Source organism: Croceitalea marina, assembly GCF_042684265.1.
GTDB classification, from domain to species: Bacteria; Bacteroidota; Bacteroidia; order Flavobacteriales; family Flavobacteriaceae; genus Croceitalea; species Croceitalea marina.
Genome location: NZ_JBHULB010000011.1, coordinates 131,587 through 154,474, shown reverse-complemented (window position 1 = coordinate 154,474; position 22,888 = coordinate 131,587). Strand labels below are relative to the sequence as shown.

At 37.1% G+C, this 22,888-nt stretch carries 21 protein-coding genes; 12 read left to right on the top strand and 9 right to left on the bottom strand.

From position 1 onward, the window contains the following. Positions 1 to 12: 12 nt before the first annotated feature. Entirely contained in the window at positions 13 to 270 is a 258-nt protein-coding gene (locus ACFSQJ_RS09645; RefSeq protein ID WP_377766751.1) for a DUF4834 family protein, read from the bottom strand. An 85-nt stretch (positions 271 to 355) separates the two neighbouring features. Here ACFSQJ_RS09645 and ACFSQJ_RS09640 point away from each other — a divergent pair, with 85 nt between their 5' ends. From ACFSQJ_RS09640 to ACFSQJ_RS09620, 5 genes are all read left to right on the top strand, one after another. Continuing rightward, the gene (locus tag ACFSQJ_RS09640) at positions 356 to 1,318 is read left to right on the top strand and encodes a transporter (RefSeq protein WP_377766750.1); all 963 of its coding nucleotides are present in this window, start codon (positions 356 to 358) and stop codon (positions 1,316 to 1,318) included. Between the two features lie 151 nt (positions 1,319 to 1,469). After that, complete coding sequence (locus ACFSQJ_RS09635) at positions 1,470 to 2,588, top strand: GTP cyclohydrolase (protein ID WP_377766749.1); 1,119 nt, start codon at positions 1,470 to 1,472, stop codon at positions 2,586 to 2,588. A gap of 86 nt (positions 2,589 to 2,674) precedes the next feature. Further along, on the top strand, positions 2,675 to 3,505 hold the full coding sequence (locus ACFSQJ_RS09630; protein ID WP_377766748.1) for a DUF6597 domain-containing transcriptional factor: 831 nt from the start codon (positions 2,675 to 2,677) through the stop codon (positions 3,503 to 3,505). A gap of 60 nt (positions 3,506 to 3,565) precedes the next feature. After that, entirely contained in the window at positions 3,566 to 4,153 is a 588-nt protein-coding gene (locus tag ACFSQJ_RS09625) for an SRPBCC domain-containing protein (RefSeq protein ID WP_377766747.1), read from the top strand. A gap of 4 nt (positions 4,154 to 4,157) precedes the next feature. Beyond that, on the top strand, positions 4,158 to 4,700 hold the full coding sequence (locus ACFSQJ_RS09620; RefSeq protein WP_377766746.1) for a DUF4287 domain-containing protein: 543 nt from the start codon (positions 4,158 to 4,160) through the stop codon (positions 4,698 to 4,700). A gap of 1 nt (position 4,701) precedes the next feature. Here ACFSQJ_RS09620 and ACFSQJ_RS09615 read toward each other — a convergent pair whose 3' ends face one another. The 3 genes from ACFSQJ_RS09615 to ACFSQJ_RS09605 form a co-directional block, all read right to left on the bottom strand. Next, positions 4,702 to 5,961 (bottom strand): aminotransferase class I/II-fold pyridoxal phosphate-dependent enzyme, encoded by a 1,260-nt coding sequence (locus tag ACFSQJ_RS09615; protein WP_377766745.1) that lies wholly within the window; start codon positions 5,959 to 5,961, stop codon positions 4,702 to 4,704. Positions 5,962 to 6,081: 120 nt separating this feature from the next. Further along, positions 6,082 to 7,122 carry a PLP-dependent cysteine synthase family protein gene (locus ACFSQJ_RS09610; RefSeq protein ID WP_377766744.1) on the bottom strand — a complete coding sequence of 347 codons (1,041 nt, stop codon included), beginning with the start codon at positions 7,120 to 7,122 and terminating at the stop codon, positions 6,082 to 6,084. Between the two features lie 69 nt (positions 7,123 to 7,191). Further along, positions 7,192 to 9,330 (bottom strand): S9 family peptidase, encoded by a 2,139-nt coding sequence (locus ACFSQJ_RS09605; RefSeq protein ID WP_377766743.1) that lies wholly within the window; start codon positions 9,328 to 9,330, stop codon positions 7,192 to 7,194. 55 nt (positions 9,331 to 9,385) lie between these two features. Here ACFSQJ_RS09605 and ACFSQJ_RS09600 point away from each other — a divergent pair, with 55 nt between their 5' ends. Next, positions 9,386 to 9,712: a YbaB/EbfC family nucleoid-associated protein gene (locus tag ACFSQJ_RS09600; RefSeq protein WP_377766742.1), complete on the top strand. Its 327-nt coding sequence runs from the start codon at positions 9,386 to 9,388 to the stop codon at positions 9,710 to 9,712. Positions 9,713 to 9,747: 35 nt separating this feature from the next. Then, positions 9,748 to 10,197, top strand: coding sequence for a thioredoxin family protein (locus ACFSQJ_RS09595; RefSeq protein ID WP_377766741.1), 450 nt, complete (start codon positions 9,748 to 9,750; stop codon positions 10,195 to 10,197). A 47-nt stretch (positions 10,198 to 10,244) separates the two neighbouring features. Here ACFSQJ_RS09595 and ACFSQJ_RS09590 read toward each other — a convergent pair whose 3' ends face one another. The 3 genes from ACFSQJ_RS09590 to ACFSQJ_RS09580 form a co-directional block, all read right to left on the bottom strand. Beyond that, entirely contained in the window at positions 10,245 to 11,345 is a 1,101-nt protein-coding gene (locus tag ACFSQJ_RS09590; RefSeq protein WP_377766740.1) for an OmpA family protein, read from the bottom strand. 246 nt (positions 11,346 to 11,591) lie between these two features. Beyond that, a complete protein-coding gene (locus ACFSQJ_RS09585; protein ID WP_377766739.1) occupies positions 11,592 to 12,617 on the bottom strand; it encodes a threonine aldolase family protein in 1,026 nt (341 codons plus the stop codon). A gap of 8 nt (positions 12,618 to 12,625) precedes the next feature. Beyond that, complete coding sequence (locus ACFSQJ_RS09580; protein WP_377766738.1) at positions 12,626 to 15,028, bottom strand: zinc-dependent metalloprotease; 2,403 nt, start codon at positions 15,026 to 15,028, stop codon at positions 12,626 to 12,628. An 85-nt stretch (positions 15,029 to 15,113) separates the two neighbouring features. On the opposite strand from ACFSQJ_RS09580, the gene prfB reads away from it, so the two are divergent. From prfB to ACFSQJ_RS09565, 3 genes are all read left to right on the top strand, one after another. Next, positions 15,114 to 16,212, top strand: a protein-coding gene (gene prfB, locus ACFSQJ_RS09575) for a peptide chain release factor 2 (protein ID WP_377766737.1) whose coding sequence is annotated in 2 segments (ribosomal slippage) — positions 15,114 to 15,176 and positions 15,178 to 16,212 — 1,098 coding nt in all. Because the reading frame shifts where the segments join, the coding sequence is not laid out codon by codon here. A 100-nt stretch (positions 16,213 to 16,312) separates the two neighbouring features. Continuing rightward, a complete protein-coding gene (locus ACFSQJ_RS09570; RefSeq protein WP_377766736.1) occupies positions 16,313 to 16,765 on the top strand; it encodes a hypothetical protein in 453 nt (150 codons plus the stop codon). 1 nt (position 16,766) lies between these two features. Next, positions 16,767 to 19,199 carry a TonB-dependent receptor domain-containing protein gene (locus ACFSQJ_RS09565; protein WP_377766735.1) on the top strand — a complete coding sequence of 811 codons (2,433 nt, stop codon included), beginning with the start codon at positions 16,767 to 16,769 and terminating at the stop codon, positions 19,197 to 19,199. A gap of 32 nt (positions 19,200 to 19,231) precedes the next feature. Here the strand turns inward: ACFSQJ_RS09565 and ACFSQJ_RS09560 are convergent, their stop codons facing one another. Then, a complete protein-coding gene (locus ACFSQJ_RS09560; protein WP_339334685.1) occupies positions 19,232 to 19,405 on the bottom strand; it encodes a hypothetical protein in 174 nt (57 codons plus the stop codon). A gap of 140 nt (positions 19,406 to 19,545) precedes the next feature. Here ACFSQJ_RS09560 and fumC point away from each other — a divergent pair, with 140 nt between their 5' ends. Further along, positions 19,546 to 20,943, top strand: coding sequence for a class II fumarate hydratase (gene fumC / locus ACFSQJ_RS09555; RefSeq protein ID WP_377766734.1), 1,398 nt, complete (start codon positions 19,546 to 19,548; stop codon positions 20,941 to 20,943). 81 nt (positions 20,944 to 21,024) lie between these two features. On the opposite strand, the gene ACFSQJ_RS09550 is transcribed toward fumC, so the two are convergent. Continuing rightward, a complete protein-coding gene (locus ACFSQJ_RS09550) occupies positions 21,025 to 21,912 on the bottom strand; it encodes a hypothetical protein (RefSeq protein ID WP_377766733.1) in 888 nt (295 codons plus the stop codon). Between the two features lie 168 nt (positions 21,913 to 22,080). On the opposite strand from ACFSQJ_RS09550, the gene ACFSQJ_RS09545 reads away from it, so the two are divergent. Further along, complete coding sequence (locus tag ACFSQJ_RS09545) at positions 22,081 to 22,857, top strand: MBL fold metallo-hydrolase (RefSeq protein WP_377766732.1); 777 nt, start codon at positions 22,081 to 22,083, stop codon at positions 22,855 to 22,857. Positions 22,858 to 22,888 lie beyond the last annotated feature (31 nt).

The window sequence follows — 22,888 nt, the reverse complement described above, 5'->3', positions numbered from 1 at the left end:
AGTAACCAAAGATCACTCAATTTCTTCAAAATCTATATATTCTCCAACTTTTTTTGACGGATTAGATTTTGGCCTGCTTTTTTTATGGCCTGGGGTCTGTGCTTTTTGTTGCGATTTTGTATGGGTATCGAAATTACCGAATTGTTGCCCAAAACGTTCTTCCGTCTTTTTGACCGCATAGTTAAGTAACTTCGGCGCTAACCACTTTAAAAGTAATTTAACCCCGTAGTATACTAAGATTAGTATTAAAATCGTTTGTAATAAAACCATATTACTGTTGCTATTGATTCAAAATTACATTGTAAGTATCTCAAACCCACAAAAAGTTTCATAAAATAGTATTAAAATCAGTGCTATGGCCTTTCAAAAAAAAGTTTTTCTATTACTCCTTTTACCATTTTTGGTTTCTGCTCAGTACACGGATGTTATAAATTCAAATAGACCTGGAGTCTCTGTTAGCGCATATGCAGTTGGTAAGAATGTGGTGCAAGCGGAAATTGGGTTGCTCTATGAAATACAGAATCATTCTGATATTAATTACGATTCCAATATTTTTGGAGGAGACATTTCTCTTCGATATGGCTTGCTTTTGGAAAAACTAGAGTTAAATTATGAAGGTACTTATGTCAGCCAGAATATCACTTTTAACAATCTGAATTTAGAGGAGACCAGAACAGATTTTAGACGAAATAGAATAGGTTTAAAGTATCTAATCTTTGATCCATTTAAAAACCCCGAAGCCAATAAGCCTAATTTATATAGTTGGAGGGCCAATAATAAATTTCAGTGGAAAAACCTGATTCCGGCAGTTTCGGTTTATGGCGGTGCTACCTTTAATTTGGGTGAAAATCCTTTTTATAGAGAAGATGCCACAATTTCTTATCGTGGTATGGTTGCAATGCAAAGTGCACTTTCGCCAAGGTTGGTCTTAATTTCTAATATCGCCTATGATAGAATCACTACGGACTTCCATGAATTAAGTTATACCGTTTCATTATCGCATGCCTTTAAAAACCCAAAGTGGAGTGTTTTTGTGGAGCATCAAGGTATTAATAGTGATAGATATAATGATTTATTACTGCGTGGTGGTATTGCGCATTTGTTTAGTCCCAATTTTCAAGTTGATGTCAATTTTGGAGGAAGTTTTAAGACCACTCCTTCTCGCATATTTGCTTCTACAGGACTTTCCTATCGTTTGGATTTTCATAAAGATGAATTGATCCAAACTAAAAGTGACGACAGTAGCGGTAAAATCAAGAAGAAGAGCATGAAGAAGAAAGGTAAAAAGAAAAAGAAGAAAAACGAGCTGGACTTCTAAATCAGAGAAATATTCATTTTTCATCCTTCGCTAATATCCTTAATATTGTAAGGCAATCAAAGTGTCAATTCAAGCGCGGTCGAGATTGGTACCTATTTTATATTAAAAACTTCTCGGCGGTGCTCGATTTGGCATTCACAAACTACAATGCATGGTCACCACCAAAGAAGTACTATCCCCTGCCGATTTTAAGGCTTTTGTAAAATTCCCTTTTTCGCTATACAAGGACAACAAGTATTGGGTACCTCCCATCATTAAAGACGAACTAGAAACTTTTGATAAGACCAAAAATCCAGCATTTAAAAATGCAGAGGCACGATTCTTCCTTGCCTATCAACAAGGTAAGATAGTAGGTCGGGTCGCAGCAATTGTAAATTGGATAGAGGTCAAAGAGCAAAAGCTTAAAAAAATGCGTTTTGGCTGGTTTGATTTTATAGATGATTTTGAGGTTTCGAAAGCCCTACTGCAAAAGGTTAACGAGATTGGGCAAGAGCAGCAACTGGACTATATGGAAGGGCCCGTGGGTTTCTCTAACCTCGATAAAGTAGGCGTTTTGATAGATGGTTTCGGCCATATTGGCACTATGATCACTTGGTATAACCACCCCTATTACCAATCTCATTTTGAGGAGCATGGTTTTATAAAAGAAAAGGAGTATTTAGAAAATAAATTTTTGTTTGCCAATGCCGACCCAAAGACTTTTGCCAAGGCAAACATGCTCATTAAAAAGCGCTACGAATTAAGAGAATTGAACTTTACGAATAGTAAAGCTATTATGCCATGGGTCGATAGTATGTTCGATTTATTTAATGATAGTTACTCAAGCTTAGCCTCATTTGTAAAAATTACCGATGTTCAAAAAGAATACTTTAAAAAGAAATACATCAGTTTTATAAATCCTGAATATATCAAGTTCGTTATTGATAAAAATGATAAGCTTGTTGCTTTTGCCATTGTTATGCCCTCATTTTCAGAAGCCCTGCAAAAAGCAAAAGGTAAATTATTCCCTTTTGGTATCTTTCATTTACTACGAGCAAGAAAGCACAGTAAAAATGTTACTTTCTATCTCATTGGTGTTCACCCAGAATATCAAAATAAAGGAGTAACGGCTATAATCTTTAATGAATTTCATAAAACCTTTACAGAAAAAGGTATTGTAGAATGTATACGTACGCCAGAGTTAGAAGAAAATACCGCCATTGCACAAATCTGGAAACATTTTAATCCTTGGACGCATAAACGCAGAAGAACCTATAGAAGAGCTTTGTAACAAATGGAATCGATATATTGTATTCGATTTAACAAGGGACTGATTCTTTAAAAAATACAGAAACTGTAAATTAAACTTAAGGTATCTTGATATTTGAATCGCACCATATAGAACAACCGTTACTAGACTATATTGAGTCTATATTTTACTATAGGGGATATAGGCCTGAACACTCTATTGAGCGCGTTGTACCCACAGGGCATATTTTTCTCATAATTGAGTTAGATGGTATTGAGCGGCATACTTATGATAGTAAAACATTAGAACCAAATGGAAGTTTTAAAAATGCATGGGTCTCGGGCATGCAAAAAAAGTTTCTTTCAATTTCGGCGCATCAAAACTCTGAAATGCTTGTAGTACAATTTAAACCTGGCGGAGCCTATCCTTTTTTACATAAGCCTATATATCAACTAAATAATTTGGTAGTAGATGCCAACACACTTTTTGGTGGTAGCATTTTAGAACTAAGAGAACAGGTTTTAGAAACGAAAGCGGTAATCGGCAAATTTAAACTTATTGAAAATTGGTTGGTAGATAAATTTGGTTATGATAAGGTGCCAGATTTAAATCTTGTATCCATCCTCAACCAATTATCGGCCAATCCCATATCTGAAGGCAATAACATTGTTAGCACTTACCCTAAAACACAGAAGCATTTGATTAGTCAGTTTAAAAAATATTTTGGATTGACACCTAAAATATTTCATCGTGTTTTTAGGTTTAACGAAATTCTAAAGCAAATACAAAATAAACAGCATTTGCTTTGGTCGCAGATTGCTCATGAATTCGGCTATTCAGACCAATCACATTTTATTAAAGAATTTAAAGAATTTTCTGGATTTAACCCTCAAGAGTTCTTACAAGCAGATTACAATAAAGGTGAACCAAATTTTTTTCCTTTAGACCGGCAAGGTTAATTTTTTACTATCACAATTCATTATAACTTTCTTAATTTGTGCTTATCTCATTTTAGAAATATGAAGACACATTTACTACAAATACTATTTCTTTCCTTTTCTACCATACTATTTGCTCAAAATCCAAATGACAATTCTGCATCACGAATAAAATCGGTTATCGATTCCTCGAAAGCAGATAATATGGTATTGAAACAATCTTTTGAAGTAAACGTTCCCTTAGATTCGTTATGGAATGCCTATATCACAAAAATAGGATGGGAAAGTTGGGCGGTTCCGATAGCTGAGGTAGATTTTAAAATAAATGGTACCATTAAAACTAATTACAATAAGCTTGGAAAAGTTGGAGATGAATCTACAATTACATTGCATATCATAAATTACATCCCGAAACGGATGTTAACATTACAAGCCGAACTCACTAAAAATTTCCCGGAATTTATGAAAGAAGATGAAAAAGACTTATTCAATATGATTCTTTTTGAAGAGATAAGTCCATCGAAAACAAAAGTGATTTCTTATGGTATGGGGTATAAAAAAAATGAAAAATATATGTCGTTGATGAATTTTTTTATTCAAGGGAATGAACAATCATATCTTAACCTGATTTCATATTTAGAAACAGGCAAACCATCTATAAAATACTAAACCTATGGACAAGGCCCTGCAAACCATGATTTCTAACATGCCAGAAAAAACTGGTAAATCGTTAGAAGAATGGAAATCAATCCTCAAAACAAAATCATTCACAAAACATTCTGAAGGGGTGAATTTTCTTAAAAAAGAGCACAACGTAACCCACGGTTTTGCAAATACTATTGTAACATTATCAAAAGAGGAGAATCAAGCTCCTGTTAATTTGGTAGAAGCGCAATACAAGGGCAAAGAAGTCTTATTTCCTATTTATGAAAAGCTATTAGAAGTAATTAAACCTTTTGGAAACGACATCACCATTATGCCCAAAAAAGGAAGCGTGAGCATTATTCGAAAAAGACAATTTGTACTTATAAAACCAGCTACAAAAACCAGAATAGATTTAGGCCTTAAACTAAAAGACAAACCAACCACAGATAGGCTTGGTAATTCTGGTCCTTTCGGAACAATGTGCACACATCGTGTACAATTGACCTCAACAAAAGAAATAGATGCTGAATTAATCAATTGGATGAAAGAGGCTTACGAAAAAGCGATGTAATCTACTCCCCCATTGCTGCGGCAACAGCAGCAGATAACCTTTTGTACGTTCCATTTTCCAACCTTTCACGAATACTGGAAAAAGCATCTAAAGTCTCTGAAATGTCTTCCATCGTATGCGTAGCCGTAGGGATTAAACGTAATAGAATCAATCCCTTAGGAATAACCGGATAAACAACGATAGAACAGAAAATACCGTAATTCTCGCGTAAATCCTTTACCAAAGCCATAGCCTCTGGAATACTACCGTTCAAATACACCGGAGTAACACAACTGGATGTAGTACCAATATCAAAACCACGTTCTTTAAGTCCGTTTTGCAATGCATCTACGTTTTCCCACAATTTTGCCTTCAGTTGGGGCATAGTGCGCATCATATCCAAACGCTTTAATGCTCCTTTCACGTAAACCATAGGCAATGATTTTGCGAACATTTGCGAACGTAGGTTGTATTTTAAATAGTCTATAATTTCTTGGTCTGCTGCTACAAAAGCACCGATACTGGCCATAGACTTGGCGAAAGTGGCCAAATACACATCGATATCGTCTTGTACACCTTGCTCCTCGCCTGCTCCAGCCCCAGTTTTACCTAGTGTGCCAAAACCATGGGCATCATCGACCAACAACCTAAAGTTGAACTTTTTCTTTAAAGCAACAATTTCCTTCAAAATACCTTGCTCACCGCGCATTCCGAAAACGCCTTCCGAGATAACCAAAATACCTCCACCAGTCTGCTCGGCCATTTTTGTGGCCCTTTCCAAGTTTTTCTCTAAACTTTCAACATCATTATGCATAAAAGTAAAACGCTTACCCATATGTAAACGAACACCATCTATAATACAAGCATGCGCATCTACATCATAAACAATGATATCGTCTTTGGTAACTAAAGCATCTACAACTGACATAAAGCCTTGGTATCCAAAATTCAATAAGTAAGAAGCTTCTTTACTCACAAATGTTGCCAATTCTCTTTCCAATTGCTCATGAAAATCTGTATGACCACTCATCATTCGAGCCCCCATTGGGTATGCCGAACCATGTTCATGAGCTGCTTCTCCATCTACTTTTTTAACTTCAGGTAGGTTGGCGAGGCCTAGGTAATCATTAATACTCCAGGTTATGACCTCTTTTCCTTGAAACTTCATTCTATTCGAAATAGGACCTTCCAACTTTGGAAATACAAAATATCCTTCAGCTTGTGAAGCCCATTTTCCTAACGGTCCTTTATTTTCTATAATTCTTTCAAATAAATCTTTCATCTACCTTAAATTGTATGAGTTGCAAAAATATGCAATTTTACTAACGACGCAATGTCTTTATTACAAACAAAAAGCGGCAACTTAAAAGAAGTTACCGCTCTTAAACTTCTTATTTTTTACTTACTTGATATATTGAATTTCTGTTGGAGTTTCTGCATTCTTAGCATCAAAAAACCCTTGATTTTGCATCCACTCGTCACTATAGATCTTGCTCATGTAACGTGACCCATGATCTGGGAAAATTACAACCACATTACTATCTTTTTTAAACTCACCCTCCATACCATATTGCATCACAGCTTGCATTGCGGCACCACTGGTGTACCCAACAAACATACCCTCGGTATGTGCTATTTTACGGGCCATATGCGCACTTTCTGCATCGGTAACCTTGATATAGCGATCAATCGTATTAAAGTCGGTAGCACTTGGAATTAGGTTTTTACCTAGACCTTCTATTCTGTAAGGATAAATTTCTTCATGATCGAACTCGCCTGTTTCGTGGTATTTCTTAAGAACCGAACCATAGGCATCAACTGCTAAAACCTTGATATCCGGATTTTGTTCTTTAAGAAAGCGAGCCGTACCGGAAATCGTTCCACCTGTTCCACTGCAAGCTACCAAATGGGTAATATTACCATTGGTCTGTTTCCAGATTTCAGGTCCCGTGGTTCTATAATGTGCTTCAATATTTAATTCGTTGAAATATTGATTGATATAAATGGAACCTTTAGTCTCTTTATGCAAACGTTTGGCGACCTCATAGTAAGAACGTGGGTCATCGGCACTGACATGGGCAGGACAAACATATACTTGAGCGCCCATAGAGCGCAACATATCAATTTTATCGGGTGACGATTTAGAACTAACCGCTAAAATACATTTGTAACCTTTAACCATGCTTGCCATGGCCAAGCTAAATCCTGTATTGCCCGAAGTGGTCTCGATAATGGTGCTTTCAGCATTCAAAAGGCCTTTTCTTTCAGCTTCTTCAATGATATGAACGGCAATTCTATCCTTAGCTGAATGCCCTGGGTTAAACGCTTCTACTTTGGCGTAGAAGTTACCAGTTAAAGCATCAGCAATACGATTTAGTTTGATAAGAGGGGTATTACCAACTAAATCTAAGATGCTATTATAAGCATTAATGTTATTCTCCATAGTTAAGTAAGGTCTTGTAAATAAAGCCTTAAAGCCTTTATTACAGGTGCAAAAATAACAATTTTTATTTTATCGGATTTTTCCTTCCAAATCTAAAATAAAGGCATATTCCTTGGCGGTTTCCTTCAAAGCCTCAAATCTTCCGGAAGCTCCCCCATGCCCTGCTTCCATATTCGTATCCAAGAAAAGTTGATTGTTATCAGTCTTATACTCCCTTAGTTTGGCCACCCACTTGGCTGGCTCCCAATACTGTACCTGAGAATCATGAAGCCCAGTGGTTACTAAAAGATTGGGATATTCTTTCGCTTCTACATTGTCGTATGGGGAGTAGGTTTTAATATAATCGTAATACGTTTTATCATTAGGATTTCCCCATTCATCATACTCCCCTGTGGTCAAAGGAATACTATCATCTAACATGGTCGTTATAACATCTACAAAAGGCACTGCGGCAATAACCCCATTATATAGTTCTGGAGCCATATTCACAATTGCTCCCATCAACAAGCCTCCAGCGGAACCACCCATAGCATATAAATGCTCTGGTGAAGTATATTTTTCTGTAATCAAGTGTTTAGAAACATCTACAAAGTCGGTAAACGTATTCTTTTTGGTGAGTAACTTACCGTCTTCATACCATGGCCTGCCCAAATACTCACCTCCCCTTACATGGGCAATTGCGTAGATAAATCCTCTATCCAACAAACTTAATCGAACCGAAGAAAAATAAGGATCTATTGTTGAGCCATAAGACCCATAGGCATATTGTAACAATGGGCTGCTACCATCTAGCTTAGTATTCTTGTGATACACCATTGATACTGGTATCTTTGTACCATCTGAGGCGGTTGCCCAAATACGTTCTGAACGATAGTTTTCTTTATTAAAATCGCCACCTAACACTTCCTGTTGTTTTAATACTTCACTCTCTTTGGTACGCATATTAAAATCGATTATGGCGTAAGGCGAGGTCATGGCATTATAGAAATAGCGCAGCTTTTCAGTATCAAAGTCAAGGTTCGTACTAGCGCCCGCAACATAGGTCTCGCTATCAAAGGGCAAATAGTAACTATCAGAACCATCCCAACGAACAATCTTCATTTTGTTCAAACCATTTTCACGTTCCGATAGCACATAGTACTCTTTAAAAATATCAATGTCCTCTAAAAGAACGTTTTCTCTATGGCCAATAAATTCCGTCCAATTATCAGAAGTTGTGCTGTCTTCGGAGGTCTTCATCAATTTAAAATTGGTGGCATCGTCCTTATTCGTCAAAATATAAAAACTGTCACCATAGTGAGAAATAGAATATTCTAACCCCCTAGTTCGCGGAGAGAAAATTTTAAATTCACTATCTGGAGCATCTGTTGGTATAAATCTGTATTCTGAAGTTAAAGTACTAATAGAGCCTATAACGATATATTTGCGCGATTTGGTTTTGTAAACAAAGGTATTGTACGTATCATCTTCTTCATGGAACACCAATTCATCTTCTTCTGCGTCGGTACCCAATCGATGTTTGTAAATTTTATCTGAACGCAATGTTATCGGGTCTTTTTTGGTATAAAATAGGGTTTTGTTATCCGCAGCCCATACGGAGCCTCCTGTTGTATTCTCAGTTTTATCTGGATAAATTTCTCCAGTAACCAGGTTCTTGATCTGAATAAAATACTGTCTTCTAGAAACCGTATCGGTACCAAAAGCAGCTAATTTATTATCGGGACTAACCGAAACTCCCCTTAGATTAAAAAAATCATGTGCTGCAGCTAATTCATTGCAATTGAACAAAATTTCTTCCTCAGTATCCAAAGATTCCTTTTTTCGTGAATAAATGGGATATTCTTTTCCTTTTTCATATCGCGTGAGATAATAATACCCATCTCTTTTGTAAGGAACGGACTCGTCATCTTCTTTTATTCTCGATTTCATCTCTAAAAAGAGCTCTTCTTGAAAAGACTTGGTGTGCTTTGTTTGCTCTTGATAATATTCGTTTTCAGCCTCTAAATACGCTATAACTTCATCATTTTCGCGGTCATTTAACCAATAGTAATTATCCACTCGGGTATCACCATGAATTTCAAGGTTTTTCGGAATTTTCTTTGCTTGCGGTAAAGTCATTGAAGTATTTTCTTTTTTCTCATTTATACAAGAAGCGGCAAAAATAAGGCAGAAAAAAAGAATAGGTAGTTGCTGTATAGCTTGTCTCATTATTTGAATTTTCACCAATTTAGTAATTTTGTTATTGAATTTAATCTTGAAAACTATGTTTGGTGATTTAATGGGTATGATGGGTAAGCTTAAAGACACCCAAGAAAAAGTAAAAACAACAAAGGCACGTTTAGATACGGTAATGGTAGATGAAGCCTCATCGGATGGGTTATTAAGAGTTACGCTTACCGCCAATAGACTCATAAAGAATATAAGCATTGATGCCAATCTTTTGGAAGATAAGGAGCAATTAGAAGATTATTTAGTGCTTACCCTAAATAAGGCCATTGAAAAAGCAACAGCTATAAACGAGACAGAGCTTGCTGCAGTGGCCAAGGAAGGTATGCCCAATATTCCGGGAATGGATTCGTTATTTAAATAAACGGCAAGCTTTTTGCCCATAGAAAATAAAAAGAAATGAAAACCTTATTATATATTTTAACTTTTCTGTTTCTGGTTCCGAAGGTTTCGGAAACAGAATTGACTTCTGTAGAATGGCAAACGGATTATAAGACTGTTTTAAAACAGGCTAAAAAAAATAAAAAGAATGTATTGGTATATTTTACGGGAAGTGATTGGTGCCCTCCATGTAAGATGCTCAAAAAAGATTTATTTGACACCAATGAATTTCGTGAATTGTCTGCAGAATATGTGCTATTATATGTTGACATTCCAAGGAATAAAGATATCCTCACACCAGAACAATACGCAAAAAATAAGGAGCTACTGCCCAAATACAATAAAAAAGGTGTTTTCCCCTTAATGGCAGTACTCAGCCCTAATGGGGTATTGCTTGATGATTATTCCGGGTATAGCATGAATGGAGAGGTAAAATACCACCTCGATTTTTTAAAAAAGAACAAATAAAAAAAGCCTCCCGAAAAGGAGGCTTTTTAATGATTGAATAGTAGTGTTTAGTTATTAATCAATCTAAATTCAGTTCTTCTGTTTGCAGAGTGCTCTCTTTCAGTACAAGAAACGCCATCGGCACATCTATTTTTCAATTTTCTTTCTCCGTAACCGTTAGCTACCAATAAGCTAGAGTTAACACCTTTAGAAATTAAGTAATCGGCAACAGCCTTAGCTCTTCTTTCAGAAAGACTTTGGTTAGATGTTGCGCCACCTCTGGCATCAGTATGAGAAGCGATCTCTAATTTAGTACCAGGATTTTGTTGTAATACAGGCATTAATCTAGAATCGATGATTCTTTTAGCCTCAGCAGTTAAGCTTGCGCTTCCTAAATTCCAGTTGATAGGTAAAGCTTGGTACTCGACCAATGAACATTCAACTTCTTTCCAAGTAGTTAATCCACCTTTAGTTTTTAATACTTCCTTAGTAATCGTCTTAGTTACAGCTGGCACAGTTTCTTCAACAGTGTAGGCATCTTTATCCAATACCGTTTTAGTAATGGTAGCATATTCAGCAGGAATTACCTCTTCAACAACCTTGGCTGGCTCTAACATTACTCTTTTGGTATATGTAGCATTCTTTACTGAACCGGCAATCTTTTCAGTTGATGCATCATTTGCAAGAACTTGAGTGCTTACCGTAGTGTATTCTGCTGGGTAACCTTTATAACACCAGTAGCGACAATCATCAGGGTTTCCAGAAGCACAATCTGGGGCTGGTGAACCAAGCTCCCATTGAGCATAGGCTGGTTTAACCTCAATTGTTTCAGAACTGGCTCTAAAACTAGCAGGTGTAATTCTTAAAGAATTTCCTGCTTCTTTAGAAACATAAGATACTGTTTCAGTTCCCCATTTTGCCGGAATTACAGCAAGTCTCTTACCTTCTTCTTTTACCAATACTCTTTCTGTAACTGTCTTGTAAGTTGCAGGAACTGTTTTTAAAACCTTATAAGCAGGCTTTGTTACTACTGTCATTGTTTCATTGGTGTAAACATCAGGGGTAGTACAACGTACATAACATTTACCTGGTTCTGGGTTTGTAGGTAAATCTTGCGCATTAATTGCGGCGGTGGCAAATACTGCCAAAAGAAATAGAACTTTTTTCATAATAGTTAGTGTTACTGTGTTAGTTAATTAAATTTATAGTGATATACAATATATATCCTAATCAATAACTAAGAACCCTATTTCTTAAAAAAGTCACAAAATTTGAAAATAATTTATCAAGTACAAGGAATGCGTTACGAATAATTCAATAAAAATCGCTTAAATCAAAAGTTAGTATCACTTGTAATTATTTAAAATACAATAGTTTATCACTTAACTTCTGATTTTTCGTCGATAAAATCAGAATTAAAATAAATCTTCAAGGATTTCTAAAAATTTAAGATGCATGGTATTCGTATAATCTAGGTGCGTGACGATTCTTAGTTTACCCTGACCCATACTAATGATCGAAATATTATTTTCTTCAAGCTTTTTTACAAACACATCTGCAGAAATTAAAGATTCCTCTACCTCAAAAATGATGATATTCGTTTCAATAGGCTCGACTTTCTTTATTACCTCAAGATTGTTTAGAACAGAACCTATTTCTAGGGCCTGTCGATGATCATCTGCCAATCTTTCAACATGATTATCCAAAGCATAAATGCCTGCAGCGGCTAAAAACCCAGCTTGTCGCATTCCCCCTCCTAAAATTTTACGCACCCTTACCGCTTCATGAATAAGTTTTTCGCTACCAACCAAAACGGAGCCTATTGGGCATCCAAGACCTTTGCTCAAACAAACGCTGATTGAATCAAACAATGCACCATATTGCTTGGGCGTTTCACCTTTTGCAACCATCGCATTCCAAAGTCGGGCACCATCCAAATGATATTTAAGATTATTGTCGTCACATACTTTTCTTATTCGCTTTAGCTCATCAAAACTCCAACAAGCGCCACCACCTTTATTGGTTGTGTTTTCAATACAGACCAAACTAGTTAGAGGGCTATGATAAAAATCAGGAGGATTTATACCGGCTTCCACCTGCTCAGCTGTCATCATTCCCCTATTTCCATCTACAAGTTTGCAGGAAACACCACTATTAAAACTAGCACCACCGCCCTCATAATTGTATACATGGGCATACTTATCACAGATCAATTGTTCCCCAGGTTGAGTATGCAATTTTATTGCCGTTTGATTGGTCATACTGCCACTCGGAAAAAATAAGGATGCTTCCATGCCAAACAATTCGGCAACCTTGGCTTCCAATTGATTTACGGTAGGGTCATTTTTAAAGACGTCATCCCCTACTTCCGCATTCATCATCGCATCAAGCATTCCAGCAGTTGGCTTTGTGACCGTGTCACTTATTAAATTTATTTCCATAAAACCGTTTAATTAAAACAGGCCATTCCTATAGGTGAGCCATCAGGAATCGTAGGTGTTGGAATAACCTGAAACTGCTCAGGATGTGCATAAAAATCACTTATTCTTCGAGACATCTCAGCTTTAATTGGATTTTTTAATCCCGCTAAAGCAATTTTCTGAGAAAGATTTCTAAGCGTTTGATTTGCTATTGCATTTACCTGAGGATGAACTTCTGTATGCGAAGCTAAATTCATTATATGGAACAACACCCTAAAATTAATGTTTTGCTGAACTTCATTTAAATACGGGTTTTTTATAGACCTATTAATAGTGCTATCAACAAGCGCATCCAAAACCTCCTGCAAGCCCAGATTATCAGTGTCCGTAGCATTTTGTTGAATAAGTCGAGAAGCACGTTCTGGATGCAGTAATAATCCCAGGGTCATATCGGCGGCAGTTTCTGGCGCAGAAAGTGCATCGAAAGAAACACCAGTCTTTCCTTTCAATGATTCTCTTGACCTGCCATACCCGATTGCCCTTGGTGGAAACAATGCTAACTTTTCACTAGGAATGGCAATCTGTGCAGCATCTAAGGTTTTTAATATACTTTTAAGCGCTTCTTCTTGAGTTGATTTGTTTACCATAGAAACGGTTTTTTGACCATCACCTTTGACTGCATAATTATAATCCAACCCTCCAATTATTTTAGCCACGCCTTCTGTTTGATAGCGATGGAAAAAATAAAGCGGTGAAAAAACATCTTCTAAGACAGAGTTTGGTTCTCCCCTTCTAATATTGTCTATTGAAAAATTGTTGATAGCTGTTTTCCTTATTTTTAAAACCTCTTCGAGTTCCATGCTTATATTATTTCCATTGTCCCAGAGGTGTGCCAAAGCATGGGCGCCTCCCATTGGCCTTGCGTCTTGGTCAGATATATATCGCAAACCTGCATTTTGAGCATCTTTCAAAATATTTTGCAATCCTTCTTGCTCAGAATTTCTTGGAAAATCGGAATACGAATATGCCACGGTTACTTTGTCCCAATCACCAATATTTACGGCATAAGCCTCCGAAAAGTCAATTTCATCACCATTTAACTTGAATTGAGGGTGAGGATAATCCATAACCGAAGCCCGGCCATTGGTGCTTGCGGCAAAATTGTGGGCAAAACCTAGGGTGTGCCCTATCTCATGGGCAGATAGCTGACGTATTCTAGCCAAGGCCATTTCTAACATAGGCTGGTAGTTATCGTCACGCTCGGCAAAAGGTTTGTTCATCAGCGCCTGGGCTATTAAAAAATCTTGCCGTATTCGTAAACTACCCAAACTCACATGCCCTTTCATGATTTCACCTGTTCTTGGGTCGGTTATACTGCTGCCATAGCTCCAACCTCGTGTGGAACGATGAACCCATTGAATTACATTATACCGCACGTCCATTGGATCTGCATCGTCTGGTAAAATTTTAAGTTGAAAAGCGTCTTTATAGCCAATGGCCTCAAAAGCTTGATTCCACCAACGTCCTCCATCCAATAATGCGGAGCGCACAGGCTCTGGTGTACCATTATCTAAATAATAAATAATCGGGGCAACAGCTTCACTAAGCTCGGCGTTAGGGTTTTTCTTTTCTAAACGATGTCTTGTAATGTAACGCTTTAAAATGGGCTCTTGCACTGGAGTGGCATAATCATAATATGAAAAGGGATAAGATCCACATCTTGGGTCAAATACGCGTTTTTCATACTTCGAATCTGGTAATTCAATTAAGGAATGGTGCTGGGCAACCGTAACCAAATTTGCGTTGGGTGTAACCGATCTGATATAATTTCCTTTGGGTTGTCCCTTAAAAGTTAAAGTGACATCGAATTCTATATTTTTGGGGAAAGCTTTTGTACGTTCTAACGCCAAAGCGCTTTTACTTTTATCAAGGCTATAAGAACCTTGCTTACTACGTTGCAACCTGCCGCTCACGCCATGGGCATCACGCATTAAAAAATCAGTGATATCGATTAAATAGCTTCCTTTCTGTTCCTCAATAATCTTAAATCCATGTAAAATAGATTTTGCGAAGGCCTGTTCAACCGATTTACGTTCTAAGTCATTTTCGGTGAGGGCCCTAAACTTTAGATTCGGCTGAACGAGCATCAATTTTGTTCCTGCTTTTCTAAAAAAAACAACCTGCTCATTACCGAGCTGCCCCCTATCTAAACCAATATCATTGCTGCCGATACCACTACTTAAAGAATATACATAGAGAAATTCCTTTTCTAAATCATCTACTTGTAAGTACATCTTATCATTACCATCATCATAGTAAAAGTTGAAATAGCCATTAAATTTTTGAAAATTCTTTGTCTTGTCAAAACTTTGGGCAAGTGCAGATGAAATTGAAAATACCACTGCGAAAATAAAAGTCAAGCTGTTTTTCATGTTTGGTTTTATTGGAATTCTAAATTTATATAAAATTGATTGCCTAGCCATAGTGCAAAGCCTATTTTTGTTCTAAACATTTTATATGGTAACTACAGATCAACATAAAGATCTCATGGATCGCCTTGGTGCGTTAAGGAGGTATCTTTGACATTGATGCCAAGCTTATTCAGATAGAAAACGAAGAGGAGAAAACCTTAGCTCCTGGCTTTTGGGACAATCCGAAAGAGGCCCAAATTCAGATGAAATCTATAAAATCTAAGAAGAATTGGGTCGAAAGTTTTAACTCGGCCAAGACCCTTATCAACGACTTAGAAGTTTTATTGGAATTTCAAGAGGCTGGGGAGGTCGGTGAGGAAGAAGTTTCTGAAAAACACGACAAGGCGGTCGAACTTCTTGAAAATTTGGAGTTCAAGAATATGCTTTCGGATGAAGGGGACGAACTTACAGCTGTTCTGCAGATAACTGCAGGTGCCGGAGGTACCGAAAGCTGTGATTGGGCGGCCATGTTGATGCGTATGTATTTGATGTGGAGCGAAAAGAATGGTTATAAAGTAAAAGAGCTAAACTATCAAGAAGGAGATGTAGCCGGAATAAAAACGGTTACCATTGAAATTGAGGGGGATTATGCCTTTGGTTGGTTAAAAGGGGAAAACGGAGTGCATCGTTTGGTCCGAATCTCGCCATTTGATAGTAATGCCAAGCGTCATACTTCATTTGCATCGGTTTATGTTTATCCTTTAGCAGATGATACTATAGAAATTGATATCAATCCTGCTGATATTGAAATTACAACTGCGAGATCTAGTGGAGCTGGTGGACAGAATGTAAATAAAGTTGAAACCAAGGTGCAATTGGTTCATAAGCCTACTGGCATTCAAATTTCCTGTTCTGATTCACGTTCGCAACATGACAATAGAGCTACGGCAATGAAAATGTTAAAATCGCAGCTCTACGAAATAGAACTGAGAAAAAAACAAGAAGCTAGACAAGAGATAGAATCCTCAAAAATGAAGATTGAATGGGGTTCACAAATCAGAAATTATGTAATGCACCCTTATAAGTTGGTCAAAGATGTAAGAACAGCTGAGGAAACCGGTAATGTAGATGCCGTAATGGACGGGGATATCGATAGGTTTCTAAAAGCATTTTTAATGATGATGGGGCAAAAAACAGAGGAATAATAAGATTCGGCACAAATATTGTTTTGTACACATCGATTCATTTAACATACATTTAACCAAGCTAGTTTAAACCTTACTCTAATTTTGAAATCTTAATATTATGAAAGCACTACTACAACTTGCTTTTTTATTTTTTCTTTTAAGCACTTATACCGTTGAAGCACAATACGGTTATGGTAATCGCTATGGCAGACAGGGCGGAAGAAGTGCCATACCTCAGGCTCAAACGCCTCCAAAAGAACCAGAAGCAAAAACTGCAGACGAAGTAGTTGATGAACAAATGCCCAAAATTTCTGAGTCATTAGAGCTTGACCCTTTTGAAGAGGCCGTGGTTCGTACCACTTTAATTAAATATGTGCAGAAAAGAATGGAGCTTCAAATACTGAAACTCGAGCCCAAAAAAATGAAAGAAGAATATGAGAAACTTGCAAAGCTTCAAGATGAAGAAATAAAGGCTGGACTTCCCGAAGAAAAATACAATGCCTACTTGAACTTACAAAAGAACCAATTCAAGGCGAAGAAGAAAAAAAAGAAAAAGAAATCAAAATCCTAATATGAAGAAACTGTTACTTTTAACGCTTGTTTTAAACCTAACAACGTTAATAGCTCAAAGACCCCAAGGCCAGAGACCAAACATAAAAGTAACAGGAAAGGTAATCGAAAAAGGTTCTGGCGATCCATTGGAATATGCCACGCTCGTACTGCAAAGCGTTCGCAACCCACAAGAGGTAACAGGAGGAATCACCAATTTAGATGGTGTATTTGAAGTAGAAGCACCTGCTGGCATGTACAACATATCCGTTGAATTTATTTCATATAAAACATTTAGAAAAGAGAAGCAACTACTCCGTTCAGACACTGATTTAGGTACGATTACCCTTTCCATAGATGTAGAACAACTAGCCGAAGTAGACGTCATTGCCGAACGCACGACAGTAGAATTACGATTAGATAAGAAGATTTATAATGTTGGCAAAGACCTTACCGTTAGTGGTGGTACGGTAAGCGACGTTTTAGACAATGTGCCTTCAGTTTCCGTAGACGTTGAAGGCAATGTTCAACTCAGGGGAAATGATGATGTTCGTATCTTAATCAATGGTAAGCCCTCTGCTATTACCGGTCTAAACAGTACTGATGCTTTGCGCCAACTACCTGCTGAATCTATAGAAAAAGTCGAGGTCATCACCTCTCCTTCGGCTCGGTATGATGCAGAAGGTTCTGGCGGAATCATCAACATTATTTTAAGACGAAGCAAACTACAAGGTTTAAACGGAGCATTGACCACCAATCTAGGATATCCGTACTCCGCTGGCATAAACGGAAATTTAAATTATAGAACCGGAGACCTAAATATTTTTACAAATACAGGGTATAACTATCGACAACGCCCCGGAAATTCTTTTAATGCCACTAATTTTTTCGATGCAACAGGCGCTTTCACAAATTCCATCAGAGAAGAACGCGACATCGAACGAGAAAGAAAAGGATACAACGTAAATTTTGGAGTTGAATGGTATGTAAATAAAACTTCGTCTATTACGCAGTCCATTTTTCTAAGAAGCTCTAACAATAGCAGTGAAACAACAAATACCTTTTTTCAAACCGATGCTTTGGGCGATACAAGTTCTGGATTTCGATTTGACCCAGAAACTGAAGATGATAAAACTTTTCAGTATTCTTTGAATTATGATAAACAATTCAATGGCAATTCTGACCACAAATTGACCTTTGCGTTTCAATACGAAACCAGTGATGAATCTGAAGAGTCTTTAATTATTCAAAATGGTTTTGATAGTGAAAGTGTTGCAACCATTGAAGATCAACGCAGGGTGTTTATGCAATCTGATTATGTTGTTCCCATTGGTGAAAACGGCCAGTTTGAACTGGGGTATCGTGGGGACTTTAATAAACTAAATACGGATTATGATGTTGTCTTTATTAGCCCGACCATAGCTGAACTGGGCATTACCAACCCAAGCAATGTACTCGACTATAAAGAGACCATTAATGCAGTATACACCCAATTCGGAACAAAAATTAAAAAATTCTCTTTCTTAAGTGGTCTTCGTTATGAATCTACAAGATTGATTATCAATCAAATTGAAACAGGAGATTTTAATAGAAATAATTTTGATGGTCTTTTCCCCACTTTAAACTTAAACTATGAGTTTAATGAAATGGAAAGCCTACAGTTCGGTTATAACAGAAGAATTAGAAGGCCCAGGTCTCGCTTTTTAAATCCTTTCCCTTCCAGGTCAAGCCCTACCAATCTTTTCCAAGGGAATCCGAACTTAACCCCATCATTTTCTAATCAGGTGGATTTTGGATACCTAAAACGTTATAAAAAGTTAACCCTCAATAGCTCTATCTACTTCGCAAGAGCTACAGATGTTATTACATTCATTACTGAAGATACGGAAGAGGATACTGTTTTTGACGGGGAACAAGTAAGTATTATTAGAAGAACGCCTGTTAATCTAGCAAAGAATGATCGTTATGGTTTTGAAATGAATGCCAATTACCGACCAACAAAAAAATGGAACATTAATGGTAATGTAAATCTTTTCAATTTGATTACCCGAGGTGATTTTAATGGTCAAAACTTCGATGCTGACAATTTAAGTTGGTTTGTCAGATTGAACAATAAGATTACTTTGCCAGGAAAGGTCGACTGGCAAACCAGATTGTTCTACAGAGGACCTTCTGAAACCGCACAAACAAAAAATCAGGGCATATTCTCTATGAGTTTGGCCTTTAGTAAAGACTTATTTAAAGAAAAGGCTTCCCTTGCATTTAATATAAGTGATGTTTTTAATAGCCAAAGAAGAGTTAGTGAGACAGTAACTCCATTTTTCAACAGTGATAGTAAATTTCAATGGAGGGTAAGAAGTTATAATCTTTCTTTCACCTATCGCTTTAACCAAAAGAAGAAACGAAGCCAAGGAAGACAGGGTGACGACGGGGGCGGAGAAGAATTTGAAGGATAATAAACAAAAAAGGAGCCAAATGGCTCCTTTTTTTATTCGTTGCGCTTAGCTCTTTTAGCCTCGCGTCTTTCTTTCCACATTTCCAGTAAATTTCCACCTAACCAATAAGGAACTACAAAAGTTAATAGAAAAATCATTAACCAGAATCCAATCGTAAGTATGGTCAAAAAAGCTAAAAATCCGAGATATTGGTCAAACTCTACCATGAAAATTTAATTTATACTACAAAGATACCTTGAAAAGGTGCAAAATTGCAAATCTGTTGCTAATAAAATTTTAAAACTATACCCAATCTCCAAAAAATAAAAGGACTAAACTTTACCTTTGTTACCATAATTACGGAACTATGAGTTATAGAATTGAAAAAGATACGATGGGCGAAGTAAAGGTGCCATCAGATAAATATTGGGGTGCTCAAACGGAACGCTCAAGAAATAACTTTAAAATTGGTGCGCCGGCCTCAATGCCCTTAGAGGTTGTTTATGGTTTTGCTTATCTAAAAAAAGCCGCCGCTTATACCAATCACGAACTAGGTGTTTTGCCAAAAGATAAGCGCGACCTTATTGCTGATGTATGCGATGAAATTCTAGAAGGCAAACATGATGACCAATTTCCTTTGGTCATTTGGCAAACTGGTTCAGGTACCCAAAGTAATATGAACGTGAATGAAGTTATTGCCAATCGGGCGCATGAATTAGCAGGTAAAAGAATTGGTGAGGGAGAAAAAACCATACAGCCTAATGATGATGTAAACAAATCACAATCATCAAACGATACCTTCCCTACAGGAATGCATATTGCTGCCTACAAAAAGATAATTGAAGTTACCATACCTGGAGTACAACAATTACGGGATAGCCTTGCCAAAAAAGTGAACGAATTTAAAGATGTAGTAAAGATTGGGCGTACGCATTTAATGGATGCCACTCCCCTGACCTTAGGGCAAGAATTTTCAGGTTATGTTTCGCAACTAGACCATGGTCTAAAGGCGCTCAAGAATACCTTGCCCCATATGAGTGAACTAGCACTTGGTGGAACCGCTGTAGGTACGGGTCTGAACACTCCTGAAGGCTATGCTGTTCTAGTTGCAAAGTATATTGCCGAGTTCAGTGGACTTCCCTTTGTAACTGCAGAAAATAAGTTTGAGGCCTTAGCTGCCCATGATGCCATTGTTGAAAGTCATGGAGCACTAAAACAGTTAGCCGTTTCCTTAAATAAAATTGCCAACGATATTAGAATGATGGCTTCTGGACCGCGTTCAGGTATTGGGGAAATTATAATTCCTGCTAACGAACCTGGTAGTTCTATCATGCCTGGTAAAGTCAACCCTACACAATCTGAGGCATTGACGATGGTCTGCGCACAAGTCATCGGAAACGATGTTGCCATTAGTGTAGGTGGCACCCAAGGGCATTATGAATTAAATGTGTTCAAACCAATGATGGCCGCAAATATTTTACAATCAGCACAATTATTGGGCGATGCCTGCGTAAGTTTTGATGTAAACTGTGCCTCGGGTATAGAACCTAATCACGAAACTATAAAGACATTATTGAATAACTCTTTAATGTTGGTGACTGCATTAAACACAAAGATTGGCTACTACAAAGCTGCTGAAATTGCAAATACCGCCCACAAGAATGGAACAACCTTAAAAGAGGAAGCGGTTAATCTAGGCTATGTTACACCTGAAGAATATGATGAATGGGTAAAACCTGAAAAAATGGTAGGGAGCCTTAAATAGATTTTCAAGAAGTTTTCAAAGAAAAAAGGGATGCTCGTTAGAGACGTCCCTTTTTTTTTACGTGGATAGTGTTTACGTAATTTATTTTAACGTGAATTTTGATGTACCTAACAATTTCAATCCATCGTCATATACATTCACCATATAGTTTCCTTTTTGGAAATCTCCAGCTGGCTTATTTACATAATCACATACGTCTAAGGCCCCATTCTCATAATAGAATTGTGTTCCTTTCGTATATGAAATTGAAGAGCCACTTTCATTAGACTTGCTCAAGCTCTCACCTAAGATATTACCCTGTGGGTCTAATACTTCGATAAAGAATTCTCTATCTCCTGCCTGAGCAATGGTATTTGGAGCTACAGTGAAACATACTCTAAATTTATCGGTTGCTTTAGCTCTAGATGTAGAAACTAATTTACCACTGCTTCTTTCTTTTACTGCATCAACACTTTGTGTAGTCAAGTTTAAAGCTGAACCTCTTTCTACGGCATCAGCTAATTGTGTATTCTGCACAACTAAAGAATCGTTGAATACGGTTTGCTTCTCCAATTCAACGAATGTACTATCTCTTTGCATAGCCAACATAGTATTAGACTGTGACAACGAATCAACTTGTCTCAATAACTCTTCACGCTCTGCTTTTAAAACACTTACTTGTCTTCTGTATCTAGAAAGTGAAGCAATATCAGCTTTCATACTTTGTACAGAATCAATGTACTGCGCAATGTTATCTCTTGCAGCTACCAACTCTTCGTTTGTTGCATTGCTTTCTAAAATTGCTTTGTCATACTCTGATTTAAGATTATTTAAATCTTCAACTACCAACTCTTTTTCTTGAGTAAGTGCTGCGGTGTTCTTCTTGTTCTCGTTATATTGAGTTACCGCGAAAATGATAGTTCCTAATAGGATAACCCCTAGTAGACCTGCTATCACTTTTAAACTGTTGTTACTTTTAGTGTCTGTCATAATAATTTGATTTTAATATCTTTCTTTTAAAACAAACCTATGTTGTTTGCTTCTGGTCTATTTACGTGACAAGATTTCTTTTGGATGTTTTAAATAATTAAAATGTTAATTTTTTTTCTCCAACCTAGTCATAATGTACCTTTAAAGAGAATGTTAAACTTTTGTAAAGTGACTAAATCTAATGTCTATATCGTTCTGCTTCTTTTCTTTTTGATTGGATGTAAGGAGAAATCTTCTCGAAAAACAACTCAAAAATCGGTCATGACGGTTGAAGAAGAGGTGAAAATACATCCTATAGAACATGCAACTGCAGTCTTAGAATGGAAGAAATTTACCATTTATATTGATCCAGTTGGCGGTCTCGAAAAGTTTAAACCTTATGCAGAACCAGATCTTATTTTGATTACTGACATACACGGCGACCACTTTAGTTTGAAAACGCTTCAAGCTTTGAATACCGAGAATGCTAAAATCATAGTACCCCAGGCTGTTGCCGATAAAATACCTGAAGAATTTACTCCACAGATCGATGTGCTTAACAACGGGGAGTCAAAAGAACGTTTCGGTATTACCGTCGAAGCCATACCAATGTATAATTTGCGAGAAGAAGCCCTAAAGTTTCATACGAAAGGCAGAGGTAATGGTTATGTCTTGAATATGGATGGTAAACGCCTTTATTTTTCCGGCGATACTGAAGACATTGCTGAAATGAGAGCTCTTAAGAATATAGACATGGCCTTCATCTGTATGAACCTACCCTATACCATGACTGAGGAAAGTGCAGCCGATGCTGTTCTTGAGTTTAAACCAAAGCAGGTTTATCCATACCATTATAGGGGCCGACCAGATATTAGTGATGTGACCAAGTTCAGAAGCCTCGTTCATAAAACCAATCAAAAGATTGAAGTGGTGCAGTTGGATTGGTATCCAAATAATGATTTTTAGTAAGAAATATACTACAATACTATTTTCAGCG